Raw genomic sequence first — 24465 nt, forward strand, 5'->3', positions numbered from 1 at the left:
AGGAAAAAATGATACAATCGACCGATTTTGGCGCAGATTTTATATGGGGTATCGCTGCTGCGGCAGCACAAATTGAAGGTGCCGCCAACTCCTACGGGAAAGGTCCTTCTATTTGGGATACTTTTAGTGCTAAAAGCGGGAAAATAAAAAAAGGACATAAGTTGGCAGATGCCTGCGATTTTTATCATCGCTATGAGGATGATATTGCTTTGGTAAAAATGCTTGGCTTTAAAGTTTTTCGTTTTTCTATTGCTTGGTCGCGCGTCATTCCTTTGGGAAAGGGAGAGGTTAATCCGGAAGGAATCCTTTTTTATCATAACCTCATTGATGCCTGTTTACGCGAAGGCATTACGCCCTATGTAACACTTTATCATTGGGATTTACCACAAGCACTGGAAAATGAAGGTGGATGGACCAGTTTTAGCATTAATGCGGCTTTTAACGAGTTTGTAACCCTTTGTGCAAAAGAGTATGGCGATAAGGTTAAACATTGGATTGTTTTAAACGAGCCTTTTGGGTACACTTCTTTAGGGTATATGCTGGGTGTTCATGCTCCTGGTAGATCGGGTTTGAGCAATTTTTTTCCAGCAGTGTTGCATACTGCTTTGGCGCAAGCTGATGGAGGAAATATCTTGCGTACCTGGGTTCCTAATGCCGTTATTGGGACTACCTATTCGTGCTCGGAAATTGTACCTTACACCCAGAGTGATGCCGATATTTTAGCCGCAAAACGAATTGATACATTGATGAACCGTTTGTTTGTGGAGCCGGCTTTAGGCATGGGTTTCCCTACTGCGAATTGGGATGTTTTGGAAAAATTTGAAATGGAGTATGGAACTTGGCGATTAAATAAGCGCATGACATTTGATTTCGATTTTATTGGCCTTCAAAATTATTTTCCTTTAACGGTTAAATACAATGCTTTTATTCCGGTAATTCAGGCTTGGGAAGTCAAAGCAAAAAATCGTAAGAAAGCACATACGGCAATGGGCTGGGAGATTAATGCGGATAGCTTTTATAACATTGTGAAGCAATTTGCTTCTTATCCGAATGTGAAAAGTATCATGATTACCGAGAATGGAGCTGCCTACCACGATAAAGTAGAGGAGGGAAGAGTACTAGATTCGGAACGGATACAGTATTTTAAATTGTACTTAGAAGCTTTGCTGAAAGCGAAAAATGAAGGCATCCCTGTTACAGGTTACATGGCTTGGACCTTGATGGATAATTTTGAATGGGCCGAAGGATTTAATGCCCGTTTTGGATTGATTTATACGGATTTTAAAAGCCAAGAACGTTTTATTAAAGATTCCGGATTTTGGTGGCAGAATTTTTTAAAGGTTTAATGACCATGTTGAATTTATAGGGTATGGCCATTTTCATCATGGTTGATGTTACACCCAAATTATTTGTTGTCATCGTTGAGCGTAGCGAAGGATCTCAAATATAAAATACTGGTTACAGATGATTGATTTTAAGATTGGAAGAAAAATGATTCTCGGTTGTAGGTCTAAAAATTTCGTATTAGAGATGTTTCGTTTCTTGGCATAAAAAAAAGCCGAGTTGAATTTCTTCAGCTCGGCTTTTCTATAAGATTATGTATGTTAATCCCAAAGTTTCTCAGGATACGTTCCATCTTTTACTAAGGCGTCAATACATGCTTGTACAAAAGGTTTATCTTCTTTATACGTAACACCAAACCATTGGTTAGAGGTTGGTACTACTTGAAATTTAGCCGTGCCAGTTTTAACGAGGTTTTCACCAATTAATGGAATGAAGAATTCAGCCTTTGGTTTATCTTTATTTTCAAGTGCAAAAACTCTAAATAAATCCTCTGTAATTTTGAAAACTGCAGGAGTGAATCCCCAGAAATTCATAGAAACAGGTGTTTCAAAAGTTAATGGAAATTCTTCGCCATCTTCTTCAAACACAATGTTTTCACCTTTTTTATATACTTTGGTACGTTCTACAATTTCAGTTAAGTTACCAGCGTCGTCTACTTTACATACTCCGCGCGAAACGGCCCCAAAATCAGAGAGTGTTTTACCTATTTGATAGCCAATAATCGAATAATTGCTATCAGTAGCTTCGGTAGTTAAGAAATCGACCATTTTTTTGAAGGCATCGTATCCGTAATAATCGTCTGCATTAATCACGCAAAAAGGTTCTTTAATAACATTTCTGCCTGAAAGAATTGCATGCGCAGTACCCCAAGGTTTTTCACGATAAATTTCTTCATCGATACCAAATTGCTTTAAATCGAAGTTTTGAAAAACGTAATCTGTTTCAATTTTTCCGTTTAGCTTAGGTTCAAAAATAGCTTTAAAGTTATCAACGAATTCTTCTTTAATGATGAATACAACTTTGCCAAAGCCAGCTTTAATTGCGTCGTATATAGAATAATCAATAATGGTTTCTCCGTTAGGGCCAAAACCGTCAATTTGTTTCATGCTTCCATAGCGGCTAGCCATGCCTGCTGCCAATATTAGTAGAGTTGGTTTCATTGTACGAAAATAGTGATTCAAAAGTTCAATAAATAATAATTATGTCTGTAAAGTCTGACTTTTTTGAGTAATATCAATCAATAATAAGCAAAATACTTATTTATAAGTATTTAAACGGGTAAATTGTTTTGTGAAAAAAATTAAAATCCAAAAAGTCCGCCACCACCACGTGTTTTTTTGCCTTTCAGCATGCCGAAAATCCCTCTAACAATTTCTTTTCCAATTTGACGGGTAATGGTTGCGCCCATAACCTCCTCAATTAAACTTTTTTCCCCAGGTTTTCTTCTGTTTTCAGCTTCTTCTTGCTTTTTTTCTTCCGCTTGTTGCTTGGCTTCTTCGAGTACAGCATTTTGCTCGTTAATACGTTGGGTTAAAATATCGTAAGCACTTTCCGGATCTACGGGTACTTTATATTTAGCATACATCGGACTTCCTTCCACCAATTTAGTATAATCAGCTGCGGTTAATGGGCCCATTACGGCTCTTGGTGGGCTTAGCAGAGTTGCAGCCACTTCAGTTGGGATACCTTTTTCATTCAGCACTGTAATTAATGCTTGGCCAGTTCCTAAAGAAGTTAACAGGGTATTGATTTCGTAAAAATCCGACTTTGGATAGGTGTTTACTGTTTTTTTAAGGGCATCCACATCATTTGGTGTGAAGGCTCGAAGTGCGTGCTGTACGCGATTACCGAGTTGGCCTAATACCGATTCTGGTACGTCGGTTGGCGATTGTGTGCAGAAGAAAACACCTACACCTTTTGATCGGATTAACCGAATAATGGTTTCAATTTGTTCTAAGAATGCTTTCGATGAGTTTTTGAACAGTAAATGCGCTTCATCAAAAAAGAAAATCAATTTAGGTTTATCCAAGTCGCCCACCTCGGGAAGGGTATTGAATAATTCTGCTAATAAGCTCAACAAAAATGTTGAGTACAATACGGGTTGATTTTGAACGTCTGAAATATTCAATAAACTGATAACCCCTTTTCCATCAATGCGCTCAAATAAATCCTCAATGTCGAAAGATTTTTCGCCAAACATTCCTCCTAAGCCTTGTTGTTCAATGGCTACAATTTTACGTAAAATGGTTCCGGCTGTTGCAGCCGAAATACTTCCATAGCTGCTTTTAATTTCAGCGGCTCCAGCACCTTCTGATAAATACGAAACTAATTTTTTGAGGTCGTTTAAATCAATGATAGGCATTTTGTTATCATCAGCATACTTGAAGATAACAGCTAAGACACCTGTTTGCGTTTCGTTTAAATCTAAGATTTTAGCCAAAAGCACTGGTCCAAATTCTAATACCGTGGCACGCATTTGAGAGCCTAAGGTTCCTGAAAGCGAGTATATTTCAGTGGGAAAACTTGAAGGATTAAAAGGTTTATTGAGCTGTGTTGCTCGTTCTTCAATTTTCGGATTGCTTGAACCAGGTTGATTGATTCCGGATAAATCGCCCTTCACATCGAGCATAAAAACGGGAACTCCCGCATCGGATAATTGTTCGGCAACCAATTGAAGTGTACGGGTTTTGCCTGTTCCTGTGGCCCCCGCAATTAAGCCGTGACGGTTCATCATTTTTAATGATAAATTGATTTCCGCATCTGCGTACACTTGCCCCTCCAAAATGCCGGCTCCTAAATAAATAAAAGAACCGCTTGGGGTGTAAGCTGATTTTATTTTTTCGATGAATTTGGTAGATGTATCACTCATTAAAGTTTTTTTTAGGTTTTCGAATTTAAGAAACTATTCTTTAACTGGGATAAAATTAATGTAACCTTTAAGCAAACAACCGTTTAAAATTGGACAAGTTCTAGCTAAATGGGTATGGTTTACTGTTTTGTTTTGTGGGTTTTCGCCAGTTTTTCAAAAAGTTCTCGTTGTTCTGAACTTAAGTTGGTTGGTATTTTTATTTGCCATTTCACATATAAATTTCCAAAATGGCCGTCTTTTTTATAGACAGGAAAGCCTTTACCTTTCAGACGTAAGCTGGTTTCAGGTTGGGTTCCGGCAGGTACTTGAAGTTTTACCTTCCCGTTCAGGGTTTCAATTACTTTTTCGCCACCTAAAACCGCTGTATACAAATCGATGGGTTCATTTAGGTAAATATCGTTGCCTTTGCGCTTAAATTTAGGGTGTTCGGCAATGCTAAAAGTTAAGTATAAATCTCCTGGAGGGCCGTTATGAGGACCTGGGGCTCCATATCCTGGAAGTTTAATTTTTTGTCCGTTTTCTACTCCCGCAGGAATGGTAATACGCACTTGTTTACCGTTTATGGTAAGGGTTTGTTTATGCGTGGTAGAGGCGTCTAATAGGCTTAAATGGATGTCAGAGGTGTAATCTTGCCCTTTAAAGGGGGAGTCAAAACCACTGGAACTGCCTGCTCCACCGAACATGGAAGCAAAGAAATCAGAAAAATCGCCTCCGGAAAATCCACCTGAAAAAGGATTTCCTGCAGACCTTCTCCCTCCTGATCGAGATTGTTGTTGGCGTTGTTGAGCATCAAATTGATCGGCATGTTGCCAATCTTTACCATAGCGGTCGTATTTTTTGCGTTTTTCAGGATCGCTTAATACTTCATTCGCCTCGTTAATTTGTTGGAATTTCTTATTGGCTTCGGCATTATTTTGGTTTACATCGGGGTGGTATTTTCGCGCCAGTTTTCGGTAGGCTTTTTTTATTTCATCGGCTGATGCATCTTTTTTTATATCCAGTATCTTGTAATAGTCAATGTATTCCATGGTTTGAATAGGGAAGTGTTTTATTGTTTAAATATACCATTATTAATTTATTGGCTTATACAAAAATGACCTTTCAACAGTTCGAGGGCAAAAGATTTGTAGCGAGAGTATGGGTTTTATATAGAAGGCGTGTTAAAATTGGAGGTCATAGCAGGAGCGGTAAGTTAATAAGTCCTCCTTAGTCATGATTATTTTCTCTAGTAAAGTGGGTAGTTCATTCTAGCCATGCTTATAACTTTTTCTCATAGTAAATAATATTAGCATCAAAAATCCCTTGGTAAGGCATTCCTACAGCTTCAAATCCTTTTCGGACTAAAAAATGTTGACTGCTAGGAGTGGCGGTAGTGGCAAATACCGGCCCTTTGTGCGCGCGAATGGTATCTAGCAGCATTTCTTTAAGTGTGCTGCTTATTCCTTTTCTTCGGTGAGCAGGTTCGGTGTACGAATATCCTATTTCAAGGTAGTAGTCTTCTTTTGATTGAACAATTTTTGCTTTTTGATGAACAAGATTAATATATTCAGAAGAAGGACGTTTTATGGCCGAAATGGCAATCAACGTATCTCCCAAATAGCAGAACGCAAGCAATTGGCAACTGTATATTTTCTGGTGTAATTCAGCGCGTGATACTTTACCTCCTTTGGTTACCAATAGATAAAAGCAAAAAAGCTCTAGCAACGAGCAATCTGCCGGTTGTTTAAGTGTGTATTGGTACACGCGAGGCGGATGGATGCCAATTTCTCTGCGCATAGGCAGATCGACTAAATGATAAAGATTAGTTTTCATGAAAGGACAAGGGGTGCTTTTGATGTCTTAGTTGCAGGGGTCGCTTATTTAGCTGAATAAAACGATGAATGATGGATAATACAGTTCTATTTATATTTTAAAGACTTAACGTTAAACTTACGGTTTTGTGTGTGTTAATAGGGTTAAGAAATTATTGTATTATTGTTACGTTTTGGTCTTTTGAACAGGCCTACGTTTGCTATGAATGATGGATTTTTGTGTGGTTATTAAGCGCAAATTATCCAACGCAAATGCGGCTACGTGCAAGTTTCATATAAATGAAAAATGTTTCCTGTTAATATTTTAAATTTTAGATTATCTTAGTGCTCCCTCTAGGAAAGTTAATTGTATAGAATCAATGAGAAAATTATGGTAAGAATAGTAAAACGATTTAATAGTGTGCTTTGTTTATTGTTTATGCTGCTACTGCAAAGCAATTTTTCTTTTGCACAGGTTCATGAAATGGATAACAATTATGTAGAACCAACGGATCCACAGGTAAAAGAAAATTTAAAGCAATGGCAGGATTTAAAATTCGGACTTTTTATGCACTGGGGCACTTATAGCCAATGGGGGGTGGTTGAAAGTTGGAGCATTTGTCCTGAAGACGAAAACTGGATTAGACGTAAACCGGGGTATGAAAACGATTACTTTGGTTACAAAAAAGCATATGAAAACCTGCAAACAACTTTTAATCCGGTAAATTTTAATCCAGAGAAATGGGCAAAGGCGGCTAAAGATGCTGGTATGCGCTACATGGTATTTACAACGAAACATCATGATGGTTTCTCGATGTTCGATACCAAACAAACAGACTATAAGATTACGGATTCGAAAACACCTTTTTCGAGCAACCCACGTAGTAATCTAACGAAAGAGATTTTTAACGTTTTTAGAAAAGATAACTTTAAAATTGGCGCCTATTTTTCAAAACCTGACTGGCATAATGAAAATTATTGGTGGCCAGAATTTCCACCGAAAGACCGAAATCCAAACTACAATCCGGCTAAACACCCCGAACGGTGGGAGCGATTTAAGGATTTTACCTACAAGCAAATTGAAGAGTTAATGTCTGACTATGGAAAAGTGGATATTTTATGGCTCGATGGGGGACAAGTACGTCCGGTAAAAAACAATAAAGGTATCAACGAAAAACAAAGCGGTTTATTTAATCAGGATATTGATATGCCAAAAATAGCTGCTATGGCGCGTGAACATCAACCGGGTTTAATTGTGGTAGACAGAACCGTTTCTGGGCCGTATGAGAATTATAAAACGCCAGAACAACAATTGCCAGATGCACCACTTCCTTATCCTTGGGAAACATGTATGACCATGGGAAAATCATGGAGTTACGTACCAAATGACACCTACAAGAGCTCGCTTTCTTTGATTCAAACCTTGGTTAAAATTGTATCTCGAGGTGGAAACTTTTTATTAAACATTGGTCCTGGTCCAACAGGAGACTGGGATCCGGTAGCCTACGAACGTTTAAAAGATATCGGTGCTTGGATGAAAATTAATGGACAGGGTATATACGGATCGCAAGCTATAGCGCCTTATTCGAAAGAGAATCAATACTACACACAATCGGTAGCAGAAAACAAGCGCTATGTTTTCTATTTATCTGAAAAAGAATCGGTTCATCTTCCCGCAGAAATTACGATGGAGTTGAATGGTATCAAAAAAGTTAAAAAAGTAAGCCTTTTGGGTGTTAATAAATCGCTCAGCTGGAAACTTGTTAGTAATAACCTTGTTATCAGCATTCCAAAGGAATTGCAATCGGAAGGCATATTGAAATATGCCGCTACCTTTAAGGTGGAATATTAAACACCGATCATGCGATTAAGTAAGGGCTAGTTTTCAATAGAAAATTAGCCTTTTTTTAATCACAAGTGCGCATCAGAAGCATTAAAAATTAAAGGATTTTGCAGGGGCTAGAGGTGTTATACAGCATGATGGATGGCTTGGCTAAAATAAGCACTTGCAGGCAACGAAATATGTATGCTTTTGGTTGTCATATAAATCAATATCAGTGCTTAAACGTTTAGTTTTCAGGAGCTGATTTTGGTTGCGAATAATGTTATGTCAAATTTTGGTAGAGGGCTAGTTTTTTTTATTTTAGTGATTCTAGCCAAATTTAAATAAAAATCAAATCCCTAAAAACCCATGAAATTTAAAACATTTTTACCCCTTTTTACGATGGTGATACTTGCGTCGTGTAAACAGAATCCGTTCTACAAAAATGAACTTTCCATCCAACTAAAAGGTACCTGGCAGCTGGTATCGGCTACTAGTATTGAGAATGGAAAAAGCACAGTGACCGATTATACCAAAGGCCAAAAAATGATTAAAATAATTAATGACACCCATTTTGCCTTTCTATCGCACAAAGTGGATGTTGTGAAAGACAGTAGTAATTTGTTTAATGCGGGGGGAGGTTCGTATACCTTAAAAGGCGATGAATATACGGAGCATCTAGATTTTTTTAAAGATCGAAATTGGGAAGGTCAGACCTTTGTGTTCAAAATCAATATCCAAAAGGATACCTTATTGCAAACAGGTGTTGAAAAAGTAAAAGCTGCAGGCGTTGATCATACCATTATTGAGAAGTATGTTCGTGTTAAAAGTCAATAAGTTTTAGCCATTCTTGGAAAGGAGTTTAGGTTTAAGAGCTACTCCTTTTTTTTGCAACACTCCACAACAATTGGTGGAGTGCCGTATTATCTGCGAAATCACACTCAATAACCTTTTAAACCAAAAAAGCCCATCTTTCGATGAGCTTTTGTCTAGTAGCGGGGAGCAGGATCGAACTGCCGACCTCAGGGTTATGAATCCTGCGCTCTAACCATCTCATCCCTTTAATGCGTTACATGCAGGTTAAAAATTAGATTTTTTATGGTTTAAAATGATATATCTGCCTTGCAGGTTATCAACTGTGGTTTTGGGTTTAGTAGGTAGTATAAATAATTTTATGGGTTATTTCTCATACATTTCTCATTGGATATTCATTAATCTTTATAGTATTTGACAAAGCAAATTATTATTAGGATCGTCAATACTGTATATATCCATGTTTCTTGGCCTTTAATTAGCTGATACATACCTATTGCTCCTACTGCCATTAAACCAATATACTTCCATATTTTTTTATCTGATTTATCTTCATTCATGTTGTTTAGGATAAGTAGGTTAACTCTAGTTTGAAACAATTATATTATAGCTTGTTTTATCCGCTTCTTTTGATAAAAAGAACAGTATTCTTAAATCTTTATAAGTGTATTCTGTACTTATGCTACCAGTATTAATTGATGACTTAACTAGCTTAGGCTTTTTTAGCATTAAATCACCTTTGACTTTATCAAACAGAACTTTGCTATTTACGATGAGAAATGAACTTGACCTCTTATTTTCGCTATCTTCAATTAAAGAAACTTGACAGCCTAATTTTGAGTTTATCCAACTAGCTATTTGGCTTGTTTCTTCTTGAATATCTGAGGAAGATTTAAAAGTCCATCCTTTTTTAACAAGATAATCGTTGGCAGAAATTAAATCAAGCGTTCGTAGATGTATCAGATTTTCAATAGATAAAGTAGATTGTCCTTTTGCTGAAAATCCTGTTATTAGTAAAATAATAATTATGATTTTTTTCATTTAAGAATTAATTTTGAAATTACTTTATTTAATGTTCAGTTAGAAATATTAATTTGTAATCCTTTTAAGATTTAAATAGGTATTATATGCCTTATATTTTTCATTATAAATCCACATACTAATATTTTCGGTATCCATATTTTCTACAATTGCTAATAATGCCTTATTAATCTTTTCCCCCATCATTACTAAATATACGTCGTAAGTTCTAGTTATTGTCCTTTCCTTAGTATCTGTTAGTACTTCTCGTGTTTTAGCAATAGAATACTTAATTATATATTCATCAGCAGGTGTATTAATAGTTACTTCACCGCCATTTAAATTGTTAATATCTATAATAATAAGCTGTTTTGCTGAATATAGTTTATTGACTGCATTGTCTGATGTGGAATATCCTTGTGAGGCACATCTGTACGTGCCATTTTGCGAATAAGATATCGTGCAAATAAAATTAATTATTAAAAATAGTAATGTACTTATATAAAAAGATAATTTAATACGCATAATTATATTAATAAATGTTTAACGTCAGTTTTATAAATTTTACCTTCCTTATTTATATACATATTTATGTATACAGCCATTGTGCCAGCACTTAGATTAACAGATTTAGAGTAATAATAAATCTCACCTCCTAAACCATCATCTGTTTTTGACTTTGGTGCTCCCCAAGATTGAAGTAAGATGCTTTTATGTTGACCTTCAAAGCTTTTTGCACTTTTAGCAATATCATTTTTCGTTTCCTCAATCAATTCAATACTTGAATTACCCTGAGATTGGTAGATGGATGAACAGCTGTAAAATAGCATAATGGTTAGTGCTAATAAAATTGAACGTGTTTTCATAATTATTTTTTTTATTGAGTGATTATTTTAATTTTTTATTAGAAGTAATTAAGTCAAATTTATTAAAATATGAAATATATTTCATAACAATTAGCATGATATTATTATTCCTTTGGTATGTGATAAATACTAAGGATGAAGCCTTAATTAAAGCCTTTGGTAGCAGGGTTAGATTACTTAGAAAGCAAAGAAAACTTTCTATGGAAAAGCTTGCAGAATTATCTGGTATCGATTATAGGCAGCTTTCATATGTTGAATTAGGTGAGACTAATCCAACAATTTCTACTGCTTCTGCAATTGCTAAAGGATTAAACCTACCAATTAAAGATTTATTTGATTTCTGATTATAAATAAATTTCATTTCATCTTATAATGTTTTTTAATAGAAAATAGTTAATTATTGGTGTTGATATTCTAAATATCAGAGAAGAAATGTATTACTGGAACATCAAGATATTTAGAAATGAGATAGATTTGGTAAAGGCTTGTATTTATTACACCTCTTTCAATCCTGCATATTTGTGAATAATCAAGTCCAGTGTCTAACGCCAACCGTTCCATAGAAATGTTTTTTTCTTTCCTACAGGTTCTGATGTTTAGGCCTACTTTCTTGACCAATTCTTGCTTGTTTACAGGCATTGATTCAAAAGTATACTTAAGGTTTTTTTTATATTAGAGCAGATTTGCCCTATTTGCACACGTTTATAAATGGATATTAGGATAGGTATATTAAATTGAAATTTTTGGGATTAGTAGAGGTGATGTAGATTAATAGCTATAATAGTTTTTAATGTGAAGAGAATTGTTTTTTAAGAAAATTATCTCTTTTAAAAGGTGAATTGATAGCCTTTCAAATTCAAACACTAAATCATTTTCTTTTGTATTAGAGGCCACCCCGCTAACCGCTTTCATAATTGGGTCGGGGGTTTGCATATTGGGTAGGGAATGCGAATATCTCCAGATTATTTTTTTTTGCTAAAAAAATTAGGATTTTAAAATTATTTTATGTAATTTTGCAAATTATAATAGGAGATAATTCTATTTGATATGTCTTATAGGATAACAATTCCAGTTATCCTTTCATTCAGCCATTTTTTAATTCACAATAGTAAAAGGGAGTTGCATCACCCTTTTATTTTTGCTGAAAAAGTTACATTTTTTCTTAATGTTTACATTATCTGTATATACAAGTAAATTTTAAATAAAAAAGTAATAATGCTGTTGTATAGATATACAATTTTATTTCTTCTATTAAGGTTGTGGACTTAAAAAAAACAGATTAAGGAATGGAAGTAAAAGAGTTAAAAGAAAAAGAAGGAATAGGTCTTTCAGAAAATAAAATTTCAAATACACTATTATGTAAGATTGGGATAAATGATTATATAGATAAAGCATTTGAGAGAATACCCTCAAATACAAATATTAATAAAGGTCGCTGTGGAAATGGTGGTACAACATTAGAAATAACAGACAATAGAGATTCGCTCATAGTAGTTCCAAATATTTCTATTATACATGCAAAGAAGAAAATATTTAATCATCTATTTGAGGTTTATGGCATTACAACGGTTGAAGAAATTGCAGAATACCTTTTAGAATGTCTTGTTAATGGAATTTGTATAAAAATAATGAGTACTCCTGATAGTTGTTGGAAGATTCTTGAGGCTAGTAGTAGAATAGATTATAATATTTTCAAACATTGTTTCTTCCTTTTTGATGAGGCACATTGTGTTGCTACTGAAGGACTTTATAGAGATATTTCAGGTGTTTTTGATATTTTTTTTAGATTTAAAAACAAGGCATTAATATCTGCCACTCCTTATTTATATTCAGACCCAAAGATAGAGGCATTAACGAGAGTGAAAATTGAGTTTGATGAGCAGTTTAAAGAAAAAGTAAATATAATATTTTCTAATTCCATTCTCTTTACATTAAAAAAGCTAATAGATAAAAATCCCAATAAAAATCTACATGTTTTTTATAATACAGTTAATGGCGCAGTAGAATTAATTGATTATGCTGGATTAACTGATGTTTCTGTTTTTTGTTCCAAAAGTGAGGAGAATATGAAAAAACTGGGAGAGTATGTTGGTTTATTTAAAGAGATTGGCAAGGAAGATGTAGAATACTCAAAGCTAAATATTTATACCTCTAAATATAATGAGGGCTGGGATTTGTATGATGACAATGCAATCATAATAATGCTATCCGACATAAATAGACCTCATACCTGTTTTGGAATTTCCAAAGGTGTACAAATTATAGGGAGAGTAAGAGGTCTTAAAGAAAAAAATATATATCACATCACCAACACTAGAGAAAAAATGATTAGCCCATTAGAAGTAGAAGAAATAAAAAATAAGGTAATTTTTGAGGCAGAGGACGCTATTAATACTTATAACGCATTTAATAACCATCCAATGATTCAAAATACTAGAGATTTACTTATGCCTAAATTGTCAAGTGAGATTAATAGGTACGCAGATATTCAGAACATAGATTGTGCTGCACATATCAATTATTCTAAAATAGATGCAATTATAAATTCACATATTGCTTATGAGCAGTATTTAAATATTGATGCTTTAAAAAAGGCTTGGTGTGAAACTGGGTTTAGCTATCAGGCATTATCTGATTTAGAAGATTTAACTACAGCAGAAAGAAAGAAATTAGCTAGTGTTAGGGTCGGCTCAAATAAAAAGAATAAGATAATTATTGATAAAATCCATGAACTCGCAGAACCAAATAATTCAGTTAAGGGTATCTCGTTCAATAGCTCATTGATGGAAATTAAAAATGACTATCCTATGCACTTTAATTATTATGAGATATTAGGATATGAAAAAATAGTTGCTTTGAAATATAATAGCAAGGCTATTGAAAAGGAGTATATTATTAAAACTGCATCTAAGATTGAACTGTCGTTAGCTCTTGCAAAATTAGTTCAAGCACACTTTAAAGAATATCATTTCTATTCGAGTTCTATTATAAAGAAAGAGTTACAAATGATTTACAGTTCTTTAGATTGTGGTGTCCATGTTACGGCTAAGAAAATTGAGAAATTCTTCTTTGCGAAAGAGATTAATAAAAACGTTGATGGGTATACAGTTAGAGGGTATGAATTAGGGATGAAATTAATTAAGTTTTAAAAAAATAAGGCTCCCTTACTAAAGGAGCCTTACTTGTTATAATCCAGGCATGACATTCTTCAAATCATCATTTGTAGCCTCTCCAAGACCTCTTAAATAATTGAGTGTTACAATCATGTTAGAATGCCCTAAAAGTTGCTGCAAGATGTTCAAATCCTTCGTTTTTCTATAAATTTGCACAACAGCAGTATGTCTAAATGAGTATAGCGTTTGGTTTGCTGTGATAATATTGGATTTAATCATTTGCATTTTAGCCCTAGACCATTGAGTTTTAAAATAATCATCATTAAATGGTTCTTTAGATTTAGTAAAGATATTTACGTCTAAATCCTCTACACTTATTAATTGTTTACTTAAGACTTGTTGTAAGTAAGGAGGGATGAATACGGTTCTAACTCTACCACTTTTATTTTCTGAACCTGATAATTGAATTTGAGTTAAATCATCATTTAGATGTTTTCGCTTTAAAAATCTAACCTCTTGATGGGGTCTCAATAAACAACCATAGGTTATTAATGCGCATAAATAGAGATTATAATACTTATCTTCTAAAAAAGCTAATACCTCTTTTAATTGGTCATCCTTATAGATATCATGTAGTCTTGCTTTAATTTTTTGTTTAGAAGTTTTTAAGACTGGATTTTTCCCTATTAATTCCTTTCTAACAAGTTCTGAAAAGAATACTGATAAAGAACGTCTTTTGTTCATGTAGTGTCTCCCAGAGCTTTTAAATTGATTCAGAAAGGATTCAATTACACCACTAGGTAATTCATTGATATTCATTTCTAAAAATTCTTTAGGAAGTGATTGAAGGAATTGGTCACAAACAGTTTTTAAATCTCTTTTATAAAACTTACTGTAAGGTGATTTCAGCTTTTCTTCTAGCACTTTATTAAAGGCTGCTTTGGTTGATAGTATCTCGTTTAAGAAAGGTGATGCTGTTGGACTCCAATTATTACTTAAGGCTTTTGTATATTCCTGCTGTAGCTTATGAAGTAATTTGGCTCTTTCTTTAATCGTTTTGGCATGATTAGGGAATATGGGTAAATTCAGTTTATTACCATTATAAAATTTATAATGTTTTTTGTTATAGTAGAAATACACGTATGAACGTGAGGCTAAGTTGTCATTAGCTGAAATTTGTGGGGTTGTATACACGATGTTGTCGATTGTGCATATAAAGCATTTAATCTTTCTTTCTAAAAATCCCACGAGAGAATGAAATAAAATTTCTCATTTGCAGAGCAGGGGTTATTTTCAGAGTAAAGAAAAGATTTTAGATGGTAGGATGGAATGCAGCGGAAGTGCCTTTAAAGTATAAAAGCCCATCTTTCGATGAGCTTTTGTCTAGTAGCGGGGAGCAGGATCGAACTGCCGACCTCAGGGTTATGAATCCTGCGCTCTAACCATCTGAGCTACCCCGCCGAGTATAAAATTGTATATTTCTATACGTATTTATGGATGGTCCGTTTTTGGAGTTGCAAATATAGGATTTAAATTTATTCTGAGAAAAAATAATTTAAAATATATTTTAACTCATTGTAAATCTGTTTGCTGGGCTTTGTTCGCAACACTAGGCTTTTATATTGAAGCGAATTTACACCCTAAAAAGCAAGTTTATGGCTACTGAGGCAACATTCCTTTTACAGAATAAAATATAAATGGTCTTAAAAGAAAAAGAATAATTTGTGTTTTGCTAAAAATGGTTAACTTACCGAAAATGAAATGCTTAAAATAAAGGATAAATATTTTTTTGTGGCTTTTAGCGTTTGCAAAAACAGATTTAAATTCCTTTCTTTAGAAAAATAACTAAAAAACATAATCCAGAAATTTGGTCTGGAGATGAATGAACATGGCAGATAAGAAAAAATTTACGTTAGAGTACGAGGTTAAATCGTCGCCAAGAATATTATATAGTTTTATCAGCGAGCCAAACGGATTATCACAATGGTTTGCAGATGACGTACACTATCGCGATCAAGTATATACATTTACCTGGGATGACGAACAGCAAAAAGCAAAGCTAGTCGCTCAAAAAGAGAATAAATCAATTAAGTTCAAATGGATTGATGACGAGCCGCAATGTTATTTCGAAATGGAAATTGTTCAAGACGAATTAACCAACGATGTAGCGCTAGCCATTACCGATTTTACAACCGACGAACTTCTAGCTGAAAAGAAATTAATCTGGGATAATCAAATTGATTACCTGATAGGTGTTTTGGGTGCATAATATTTGCATCCAATGTTTACCTTTGTACGGTGAAAAAAATACATCTTCTTTTAATAAAGGCATTTGTTAAACCTTTCGTTGCCACTTTTTTTGTGGTAATGTTCATTCTGTTAATGTTTTTCCTGTTTAAATGGATCGACGATTTAATAGGAAAGGGCTTTGAATGGTATACCATATTAGAATTGATGTGGTATGCCTCAGCAGCAAACGTTTCCATGGCATTACCGCTCTCTGTATTGCTATCTTCTATCATGACTTTCGGGAGTTTGGGCGAGAATTATGAACTTGTAGCCATTAAGTCGGCAGGGATATCCCTTCAAAGAGCCATGCAGCCTTTGTTTGTTGTAATTTTACTGCTGACCATTTCTTCCTTCCTTTTTTCAAATTACATGTTACCAAAAGCCAATTTAAAATTTGGCTCTTTGCTGTACGATATCCGCAACAAAAAATTATCTTTTTTAATTAAGCCTGGCGTTTTCAATAATAGTATTCCCAATTATGCTATCCGTGTAGATTCTAAAGATGAAGATGGTACCCTGCATAATATCATGATTTATGATCATAAAGGAATGAGCGATTTGAAAGCCAATAATTCATCTTCCTCAGCAGTGCCGCGAATCATCAAGGCAAGAATAGGGGTGATGAATAAAACAAAGGACGATAAATTTTTAGTAATCGAACTTAAAGATGGCGTTCAATACGAAGAGCAGTCGAGTGGAACCGGAGCCTACAACCCCCGTCAGTTATTTTTCAGAAGAAGTTTTAAAGAAACCAAACAACGTTTTGATTTATCGTCCTTCCAAATGAACCGTACCGATCCAAACGCCTTTGGAAATAGTACGCCCATGCTAAACTTAAAGGGGATAACCAAAAAGCACGATTCCTTGGGCCGGGTGCTCGATACCATCAACCTTCGTACAAAAGCCAGCCTGGCTATTAATTTTAAGCAAAGCAATAGCGCCCTTGGTTATACAAAAGTTAAAGCCAAACCAATCGTTATTTCCGATAAAATATTGTTGAGTTTACCGAATGGATACCGCAGACAGAGCTTGGAAAATGCCAGCAACGCAGTAGTAAGCCTAAAACAAAGCTTGTTAAGTACAGCGCCCAATCATACCAATGTAACAGGCGAATTTATTTTCACACGGGTAGAATACCAACGAAAATTCACCTTGGCCGCTTCCTGTATTTTATTGTTTTTTATTGGAGCTCCCTTGGGTGCCATTATCCGAAAAGGAGGGATGGGTTTACCCGTTGTAGCGGCCATATCTTTCTTTTTAATATACCACATCATCATCACCGTTTCTGAAAAATCGGCTCGTGAAGGAAACATGAACCCGGTATTAGCTATGTGGTTTGCTACCATTGTGTTAAGCCCTTTAGCGGCATTCTTGACCTATAAAGCAACCGCCGATTCGGCCTTATTCGACATAAATGAGTACAAGCAATTCTTTGTCAAGCTGTTTAGAAGAGATAAGAAACAACAAGGCTAACACCTTTACTTATAAATGATATTTTAAATATCATATTGCTTAATAAGGTTGTACCTTTGTACAAGCAAACAAAAAAGCTACCGCCAAGCAAGTGTAGCTGTTTTTTTAGTTAAATACGTAGTATTTTATATCAATGCAAACAAAATTAAACACTATACAAGAGGCAATCGAAGATATCAAAGCTGGTAAAGTTATTATCGTGGTCGACGATGAAGCACGAGAAAACGAAGGCGATTTCTTAACCGCCGCAGAAAATGCCACTCCCGAAGTAATCAATTTTATGGCAACCTATGGTCGTGGTTTAATTTGTGCCCCGTTAACAGAAGAGCGTTGCAAAGAATTGAACCTCAACTTAATGGTTGGCAAGAACACTGCCGCATACGAAACAAACTTTACTGTATCGGTAGACTTGGTAGGACACGGTTGTACCACGGGTATCTCAGCCAGCGATCGTTCAAAAACCATGTTGGCTTTGGTAAATCCAAAAACAAACCCTGAAGAATTAGGTCGTCCAGGGCATATTTTTCCATTAATTGCAAAAGACGGTGGCGTTATCAGAAGAGCCGGTCATACCGAAGCGGCAGTCGATTTAGCGCGTTTAGCAGGAATGAAACCAGCAGGTATTTTAGTCGAAATCTTAAAAGAAGATGGCGAAATGGCCCGCTTACCCGATTTGTTTAAAATAGCAGAACAACACCAATTAAAAATTATTTCAATCGAAGATTTAATTGCTTACCGATTAAATTTAGATAGCCTAATAAAACAAGAAGTAACCATCGATTTGCCAACTGCATGGGGCAACTTTAAAATGACGGCCTACACGCAATTGGATAACAACGCAACCCATTTAGCCATTAGTAAAGGGGAGTGGAAAGCCGATGAACCTATCTTGACACGTGTGCACAGCTCATGCGTTACAGGCGATATCTTTGGCTCTTGCCGCTGCGATTGTGGTCCGCAATTACACCAGTCTTTGGCCATGATTGAAAAAGAAGGTAAAGGAATTGTCGTGTACATGAATCAAGAAGGTCGTGGCATTGGGCTCATCAATAAATTGCGTTCTTATAACCTGCAAGATGCCGGATTCGATACCGTAGAAGCCAACATTAAATTAGGTTTCAAAGGCGATGAACGCGATTACGGTGTAGGTGCTCAAATATTACGTTCAGAAGGCGTAACCAAAATGCGTTTAATGAGCAACAACCCAACCAAAAGAGCAGGATTAATCGGCTACGGTCTTGAGATTGTCGAAAACATTCCAATCGAAATTGCTAGCAACCAACACAACGAAAAATACCTGAAAACAAAAAGAGATAAAATGGGGCACACCATTATGAAAGGGTAAATTTTCATAAAATAATATTTGAAAAGCAGGGTTCGGAGTCGCTTAGACTACTGTAGCCCTGCTTTTTATTTCAAGTCCTCCCCCGGATTAAAAACCGGGCAGCGGGCTTTCCATGTCAATCAGGTTTAACACCTTAGGGGCGAAGTTCTTGGCCAAGTTGCAAAGCGCTCATAATTCATCTCATCCCTTAATAGAAATAAGTAAGGTTATTTTTTAGGCTCTGTTTTTCCACCCGGATTTATCAATTCTTTCGACATGTTTTTATTCGTATTCTTGGTAGGTTCCGAGGCTTGTTTGCGCTTTAAATCGCGACGATAAGCACCTGAAATTTTACGTAAAAACTCTTTAAAAGTGTCAAACTGTTGGGTATACATTAAACCAAATGAGGTTACATTGGCCGTTGTACTAATACCGCTGTTTAAGAAAATACTCTGTTGCGAAGGCGGTTTGTTTGCCACCTTGGCAGTTAACGTGCCATCTTTTCGAATCAAATAGATAGCTTCTATTTCCCCGCCAATATTGCTTTTCGTAAAATCGGCTACCGCTAAATCGTTCAAGGTATTTCTTCCCGAGAAACCGGCATTAATCAACAATCGATTGTCGAAAAGCTTAAAAGAAGCATTTGCTTCACTTAACGATTTCACGTTAAAATCAACAAAGTTTAAGTTTAACGAAGAAAGTACGTTGTTAAATTGGTTAAATATCAATTCAGTTGCCGTACTCGAAACCGTTGAACTCAATTGCGTTCCCAACGATTCGCCGCCTGTTCCTGGCGCAAAACTTCTTCTAATGATTAAACTAAATGCCTGTAGTTGCATGTTGTTGTAATCGCCGAAGTACGATTGCAATTGCTCTCGAATCGAAGGCTGATTCGGGAAATTAATATCCAATCGAATGTCTGGATGTTCCAATAGGCCAGATAATCCCATCTCAACCTCAGTATTTACCCGTTGGTTGGCATCACTCGTAACCTCGCGGTTAGCGGCTTTATATAATTCACTCAAATTGGCTCGTAACGCATAAATGGCTTTTAAATTAATTTGAGCGGCACTCGGATTACCCGTCCACCGAATGGTACCTCCTTGCCTGATATCAAATTTTTTGTTGATAACCTCCTGTGCGGTAAAATCAAAACTTCCGGATTCAATAATATAATCACCAGACATGTCAAAATCGCCGTAACTATTAATGTTTAATGTTAAATCAGCATTTCCTCGTCCGCTTAAATTTCCCAATACGGTGTAAATGTTGGCAACTGTATTGGGGTCAATAGACAATTTAAAACTCAGGGTTAGACCGTCGAAATAGCTCGATTTCAAGTTGGTAGTTGTCGTGGTATCAGGGCCAATAAAGTTAATAAAATCCTTATCAGACACTGTTTCAGCACTGTTTAATGGAAGATTAAAAACCGTTCCTTTTTCAGTTTTCGCTTTAATATCAATCCTCATTTTATTTGTAGGACCAATAAAACTGAAAGTACCGGTTCCATATGCGGTTCCAAAATATAGCGAATTATCTTTTGATGTGGTATTCAACGCCATTAAGCTTTGTGCTTTTAAAACCACATTGAGGTTTGGATAGTTAATGTTACTCAAATCGATAGTTCCATTTGCAATCCCTTCATGGTCTTCCAAGTCGCTCAACTTAAAATCATCAAGCTTTACGATACTTTTTTCCACCTGCACATCATCGGTAATAACGTATGTAGTTTTTAGGTAATTAACCATTACTTGCCCCTTGTTAAAGGAAAGTGTACCGTTAATGTCAGGTTTCGCCAAATTACCCTGTAATTTTAAATCCGCTGAAACTTTACCTTTTAGATTCGAAACCAGTTCATCTACGAAAGGTTCCAAAATCGTTAACTCGCTCTCATCCATCTTTACGTTCACATCCAGCTTCTTTTCTTTTAAGTCAAGCTCGCCGGTAAGCTTAAACGTCTCTGTATCGCGGTTCATGATTTGCGTGTACACCCCAATTTTTTTACTGATTTGGTTGTACGAAGAAGTATCAATTAAGGTTCCAATGTAAATTTTATTGATGCTTAACGAGTCAATTTCAATGTTGTCATTTATTCTAGGCGCTTTTAGAATACCATATACACTAGTTTCACCATTTGCATAACCACCCAAAGAAATCCCCATCCCTTTGGTAAAAGGGGTTAAAGTTTTTAAATTAAACTGATTTAAGGAGATTTTTATTAAATCTTTAGGATCTTCAGAAATAAAACCATCAACAATCAATTGCTGTGGACCGTTGGTTAAATCGAAATGCCTAATTTCAATTTTGCCGTTATTGAAAATAATTCGAACTTTTTCCTGAATGCGCCATTCTTCATTATTAACCTTCAGTAACGAAGGTAAAATACTTAAGCGTGCCGTAGTATCTTGGTTTTTCGTGAATTCAACCAAGCCATTTAAGTCGAGCTGATTTACAGCTTCCGAATTAGACATTTTAACGTTAAAAGCTAAACTGTCGTTCCGTAAGATGTTCGAGATGTTGATATCGTCTAAGTACAAACTATCATTGAGTTGCGCCCTATCGGTCGTAACAATTAAGTGCAACATTTCTTTCGTCATGTTCTGATCAATAATTACGTTATTGGCCTTAATACCGTTGTACGAAATGTTTTTGATAAAACCGTTTAAACTGGCCTTTTGGTTTTGAGAATCAAATAAACCGGTAAAGTTAGCCCCTTCTTCAATCTGTAAACCTGGAGCAATAATTTGTGCCATGGGATCAAATTTTTTCACCTTCAAGTTAAACTCAAAAAGTTGCACTTTGTGTTGAATAATCTTTGTTTGGAGCGAAGGTATGTAGTTCTTCGCCATCGATTTATAATACGAAACGATGGAATTTAAATCATATTCTCCACGAATGCTGGCTTCTAAAATATCTGATTCAATGCTTAAAAAACGGCTACTTCCCGTGCCTTGGGCGCTCACTTGAATAGAGTCTACAAAGAAATTGCCATTCGGGTTTTTAAATTGAATTTCTTGAATAGCCAGTTTCCCTGCAATATTGTCTAAGTTATATCCCGAGAAATTAGTTTTAAACTTTGCACTTACAATTAAAGAATCTTTAAAAAGATTTAATTTTTTGAGTTTCGCTTTTGTGATTTCAGCGGTGAAATTAAATATGGGTAATTTGGGGTTCAAATTAACACTTCCATTAAAGTCTAGTTGAACATTCTTATCATTCACCACTAACTCGCCGTCAAAAAATTTTTTATCAAGCTTTCCATTAATTTTTACATTGCTGTACCGGTATTTGTTTACATCGATGTAACTAATGTCTCCTTTAATGTTTTCTTTTAGTTCATTCAGCTCGGTCCCTCTACCTTTTACATATAATTTTGAGGTAACACGCCCCAATAGTGGCTCGTCAACCAACTGGCCAATGTGGAAATCATAGGATTTAACCGTTCCTGAATAGGTAGGGACCTGGTCTTTGCCAATTTTCATGTTGACATCTGAAACTACTCGACCTAACTTTGTTTTAAATTCGCCATAGGCGATGAAATCATTTAGCAAGCCTGTAAAGTTGCCATTGAAGTTTACATTGCCAAATTTTTCTGTGATGGTAGGTAGCAATTTCTTCTTACTATTGGTAATCCCCGCTAACACTTCAGCTAAATCTGTTCTATTGGTACCAGCCATTTCAATTTTTAAATCCATAAAAGTTTCTCGCCACTTTGGCAAGCCTTTTATGTTGAAATCGCCTTTTATATACGTCGCTTTTCCGGTTTTAATCGATAATTTTTTTGCGCGTAAATTGTTCACCAAACCACTTATTTGGCCGTCCACATCGATGTTTAGGCGCATGTCTGTTAGTTCTGGAGCAAAATAGGCGACGTCGCGCGAGCTGATGTGGCTATTTTTGAAATTCGCCTTCATGCGAACGTTTGCTACATAATGATTAAAATCGCGGTATGTTTTAAATTGCATTTTGTAGTAGTCCGTAAGTCGACTCTGATTGGTTAACACCAACAATTGTTTTAATTCAATAGCATTACTATCAATAATGGCATCAGCACTTAAGTTTTTGAGGTAAAAGCCCGACCTTTCTCGCAGGGTAAGATTTTTAATACGCGCCTTTAAGAGATGGCTTTTGGTGTCTAAGTCTTCTAAAATTCCACTTATATCTGTGGCGCTCACATTTTCGAAATTAACACTGCTTCCTTGTAAGGTGTCTTTAGCAGCGTAATTTTTGTATTTAAAAGCAAGTTTATTTAAAATAACGCGGTCTAATGTAATGTCGTAAGGTTTTTTCTTAGGTTTTTTTACTTCCGGCTTACCAGAATCAAAATAATCTATAATAAAATCAAGGTTAGAAGCCTTACCTTTAAAATCTTTTAAGAAGAAATTTCCATTGTTAATTTGAATGGTGTTAATGTCAATAACTCGCTGATTAATCGAGAGTCTATTAATATCGACCATTAACTGTGGAGTATTTAAAAGTGTATCTTTTTGTAAGTCTAAAACCAATAAATCTTCTAAAACGATAGATTTAAACGGTTTAATGTATAAACTTTTAATGGATACGGTTGTTTTTAATTCTTTCGATAGGTATGCGGCGGCTTTTTGAGCAAAATAAGTTTGAACGGGTTTAAACTGAAGCACAAAAATGAGCAACGCAAATAGCAAAATTATGAATGCTAATATCCAAAGGATTATTTTAAATAGTTTTTTAATAATTTTGCGTTTTAAAATTTAAATAAATTGTCAATCATACTCGCTATTGAATCGTCTTGTGATGATACTTCGGTTGCAATATGTAACAACGGCAAAATTACTGCCAATGTTATTGCAAACCAAACAATTCATCAAAATTATGGTGGTGTAATTCCCGAATTGGCTTCGAGAGTTCATCAGCAGAACATTGTACCTGCTGTACATCAGGCATTAATCAATGCAGGGGTAACAAAAGAGGACCTTACTGCGGTAGCTTTTACACGCGGTCCGGGTTTATTAGGCTCTCTTTTGGTGGGGGTTTCTTTTGCCAAATCGTTTGCTTTAGGCTTAAATATACCGCTTATATCTGTAAATCACATGCATGCGCATATTCTTGCGCACTTTATTGATGATCCGAAACCTAATTTCCCTTTTCTATGCTTAACAGTATCGGGCGGTCATACGCAAATTGTCCTGGTAAGGGACTATTTTGATATGGAAATTGTAGGTGAAACGTTAGATGATGCGGCAGGCGAAGCTTTTGATAAAACAGCAAAAATTTTAAATCTTCCTTATCCCGGCGGACCTTTAATTGATAAGCATGCACAGCTGGGAAATCCAAAAGCATTCAAGTTTGCCGAACCTCAAATTCCTGCATTAAACTTTAGTTTTAGCGGATTTAAAACATCTATTTTATATTTTATTCGCAATCAAGAAAAGGAAAATCCGAATTTTATTGCAGAAAATTTGAACGATATATGTGCTTCAGTGCAATACAGTATCATTCAAATTTTGATGAACAAAGTGAAAAAGGCGGCCAAGGAGTACAACATTAAAGAAATTGCCATCGCTGGGGGCGTGTCTGCAAATTCGGGGTTGCGCAATTCCTTGCAACAATATGCAGAGGAATTAGGGTGGAATGTTTATATTCCAGCATTCCAATACTGTACTGATAACGCAGGTATGATAGCCATTGCAGGGTATCAGAAATTTTTGAAGGGAGATTTTGTAGGGCAAGAGGTAGCGCCAATGGCGAGAATGGAATTTTAAA

General features: G+C 35.5%; 20 protein-coding genes and 1 tRNA gene. 9 read left to right on the top strand and 12 right to left on the bottom strand.

Going from position 1 to position 24465, the window contains the following annotated elements; translation table 11 throughout:
• Positions 1–8 precede the first annotated feature (8 nt).
• Entirely contained in the window at positions 9–1346 is a 1338-nt protein-coding gene (locus ACJVDK_RS17285) for a GH1 family beta-glucosidase (RefSeq protein ID WP_443937911.1), read from the top strand.
• Between the two features lie 258 nt (positions 1347–1604).
• On the opposite strand, the gene ACJVDK_RS17290 is transcribed toward ACJVDK_RS17285, so the two are convergent.
• The 4 genes from ACJVDK_RS17290 to ACJVDK_RS17305 all read right to left on the bottom strand — a co-directional run bounded on the left by ACJVDK_RS17290 (position 1605) and on the right by ACJVDK_RS17305 (position 6025).
• Positions 1605–2504: a nucleotidyltransferase family protein gene (locus ACJVDK_RS17290; protein WP_443937912.1), complete on the bottom strand. Its 900-nt coding sequence runs from the start codon at positions 2502–2504 to the stop codon at positions 1605–1607.
• A gap of 140 nt (positions 2505–2644) precedes the next feature.
• Entirely contained in the window at positions 2645–4213 is a 1569-nt protein-coding gene (locus ACJVDK_RS17295; protein WP_443937913.1) for a helicase HerA-like domain-containing protein, read from the bottom strand.
• 119 nt (positions 4214–4332) lie between these two features.
• Positions 4333–5241, bottom strand: coding sequence for a DnaJ C-terminal domain-containing protein (locus tag ACJVDK_RS17300; protein WP_443937914.1), 909 nt, complete (start codon positions 5239–5241; stop codon positions 4333–4335).
• A 229-nt stretch (positions 5242–5470) separates the two neighbouring features.
• Entirely contained in the window at positions 5471–6025 is a 555-nt protein-coding gene (locus ACJVDK_RS17305) for a hypothetical protein (RefSeq protein ID WP_443937915.1), read from the bottom strand.
• Between the two features lie 369 nt (positions 6026–6394).
• Between ACJVDK_RS17305 and ACJVDK_RS17310 the strand changes: the two genes are divergently transcribed.
• Positions 6395–7855, top strand: coding sequence for an alpha-L-fucosidase (locus ACJVDK_RS17310; RefSeq protein ID WP_443937916.1), 1461 nt, complete (start codon positions 6395–6397; stop codon positions 7853–7855).
• Between the two features lie 339 nt (positions 7856–8194).
• Positions 8195–8662, top strand: a complete 468-nt coding sequence (locus ACJVDK_RS17315) for a hypothetical protein (protein WP_443937917.1) — start codon at positions 8195–8197, stop codon at positions 8660–8662.
• A 374-nt stretch (positions 8663–9036) separates the two neighbouring features.
• Here ACJVDK_RS17315 and ACJVDK_RS17320 read toward each other — a convergent pair whose 3' ends face one another.
• Genes ACJVDK_RS17320 through ACJVDK_RS17335 form a run of 4 tightly spaced genes read right to left on the bottom strand, consistent with a single transcriptional unit; the run spans position 9037 to position 10524 of the window.
• The gene (locus ACJVDK_RS17320) at positions 9037–9198 is read right to left on the bottom strand and encodes a hypothetical protein (protein ID WP_443937918.1); all 162 of its coding nucleotides are present in this window, start codon (positions 9196–9198) and stop codon (positions 9037–9039) included.
• A gap of 25 nt (positions 9199–9223) precedes the next feature.
• Positions 9224–9679, bottom strand: a complete 456-nt coding sequence (locus ACJVDK_RS17325) for a hypothetical protein (RefSeq protein WP_443937919.1) — start codon at positions 9677–9679, stop codon at positions 9224–9226.
• Between the two features lie 48 nt (positions 9680–9727).
• On the bottom strand, positions 9728–10183 hold the full coding sequence (locus ACJVDK_RS17330; RefSeq protein WP_443937920.1) for a hypothetical protein: 456 nt from the start codon (positions 10181–10183) through the stop codon (positions 9728–9730).
• Positions 10184–10185: 2 nt separating this feature from the next.
• The gene (locus tag ACJVDK_RS17335) at positions 10186–10524 is read right to left on the bottom strand and encodes a hypothetical protein (RefSeq protein WP_443937921.1); all 339 of its coding nucleotides are present in this window, start codon (positions 10522–10524) and stop codon (positions 10186–10188) included.
• Positions 10525–10619: 95 nt separating this feature from the next.
• Between ACJVDK_RS17335 and ACJVDK_RS17340 the strand changes: the two genes are divergently transcribed.
• Positions 10620–10868, top strand: coding sequence for a helix-turn-helix domain-containing protein (locus tag ACJVDK_RS17340; protein ID WP_443937922.1), 249 nt, complete (start codon positions 10620–10622; stop codon positions 10866–10868).
• Positions 10869–10938: 70 nt separating this feature from the next.
• Here the strand turns inward: ACJVDK_RS17340 and ACJVDK_RS17345 are convergent, their stop codons facing one another.
• Positions 10939–11163, bottom strand: a complete 225-nt coding sequence (locus ACJVDK_RS17345; protein WP_443937923.1) for a helix-turn-helix domain-containing protein — start codon at positions 11161–11163, stop codon at positions 10939–10941.
• A 647-nt stretch (positions 11164–11810) separates the two neighbouring features.
• Here ACJVDK_RS17345 and ACJVDK_RS17350 point away from each other — a divergent pair.
• Positions 11811–13673 carry a hypothetical protein gene (locus tag ACJVDK_RS17350; RefSeq protein WP_443937924.1) on the top strand — a complete coding sequence of 621 codons (1863 nt, stop codon included), beginning with the start codon at positions 11811–11813 and terminating at the stop codon, positions 13671–13673.
• 36 nt (positions 13674–13709) lie between these two features.
• Here ACJVDK_RS17350 and ACJVDK_RS17355 read toward each other — a convergent pair whose 3' ends face one another.
• Together ACJVDK_RS17355 and ACJVDK_RS17360 are read right to left on the bottom strand one after the other, a co-directional pair.
• The gene (locus ACJVDK_RS17355) at positions 13710–14831 is read right to left on the bottom strand and encodes a tyrosine-type recombinase/integrase (RefSeq protein WP_443937925.1); all 1122 of its coding nucleotides are present in this window, start codon (positions 14829–14831) and stop codon (positions 13710–13712) included.
• Between the two features lie 193 nt (positions 14832–15024).
• A tRNA-Met gene (locus tag ACJVDK_RS17360) sits at positions 15025–15098 on the bottom strand.
• A gap of 427 nt (positions 15099–15525) precedes the next feature.
• Between ACJVDK_RS17360 and ACJVDK_RS17365 the strand changes: the two genes are divergently transcribed.
• The 3 genes from ACJVDK_RS17365 to ACJVDK_RS17375 all read left to right on the top strand — a co-directional run bounded on the left by ACJVDK_RS17365 (position 15526) and on the right by ACJVDK_RS17375 (position 18744).
• Positions 15526–15906: an START-like domain-containing protein gene (locus ACJVDK_RS17365; RefSeq protein WP_443937926.1), complete on the top strand. Its 381-nt coding sequence runs from the start codon at positions 15526–15528 to the stop codon at positions 15904–15906.
• A 29-nt stretch (positions 15907–15935) separates the two neighbouring features.
• Entirely contained in the window at positions 15936–17399 is a 1464-nt protein-coding gene (locus ACJVDK_RS17370; RefSeq protein WP_443937927.1) for an LptF/LptG family permease, read from the top strand.
• A 133-nt stretch (positions 17400–17532) separates the two neighbouring features.
• A complete protein-coding gene (locus ACJVDK_RS17375) occupies positions 17533–18744 on the top strand; it encodes a bifunctional 3,4-dihydroxy-2-butanone-4-phosphate synthase/GTP cyclohydrolase II (protein ID WP_443937928.1) in 1212 nt (403 codons plus the stop codon).
• Positions 18745–18950: 206 nt separating this feature from the next.
• On the opposite strand, the gene ACJVDK_RS17380 is transcribed toward ACJVDK_RS17375, so the two are convergent.
• A complete protein-coding gene (locus tag ACJVDK_RS17380) occupies positions 18951–23375 on the bottom strand; it encodes a translocation/assembly module TamB domain-containing protein (RefSeq protein ID WP_443937929.1) in 4425 nt (1474 codons plus the stop codon).
• An 87-nt stretch (positions 23376–23462) separates the two neighbouring features.
• Between ACJVDK_RS17380 and tsaD the strand changes: the two genes are divergently transcribed.
• Positions 23463–24464 (top strand): tRNA (adenosine(37)-N6)-threonylcarbamoyltransferase complex transferase subunit TsaD, encoded by a 1002-nt coding sequence (gene tsaD / locus ACJVDK_RS17385; RefSeq protein WP_443937930.1) that lies wholly within the window; start codon positions 23463–23465, stop codon positions 24462–24464.
• Position 24465: the final 1 nt, after the last annotated feature.

The sequence above is a fragment of the Pedobacter paludisoli genome (assembly GCF_052344095.1).
Lineage (GTDB): Bacteria > Bacteroidota > Bacteroidia > Sphingobacteriales > Sphingobacteriaceae > Pedobacter.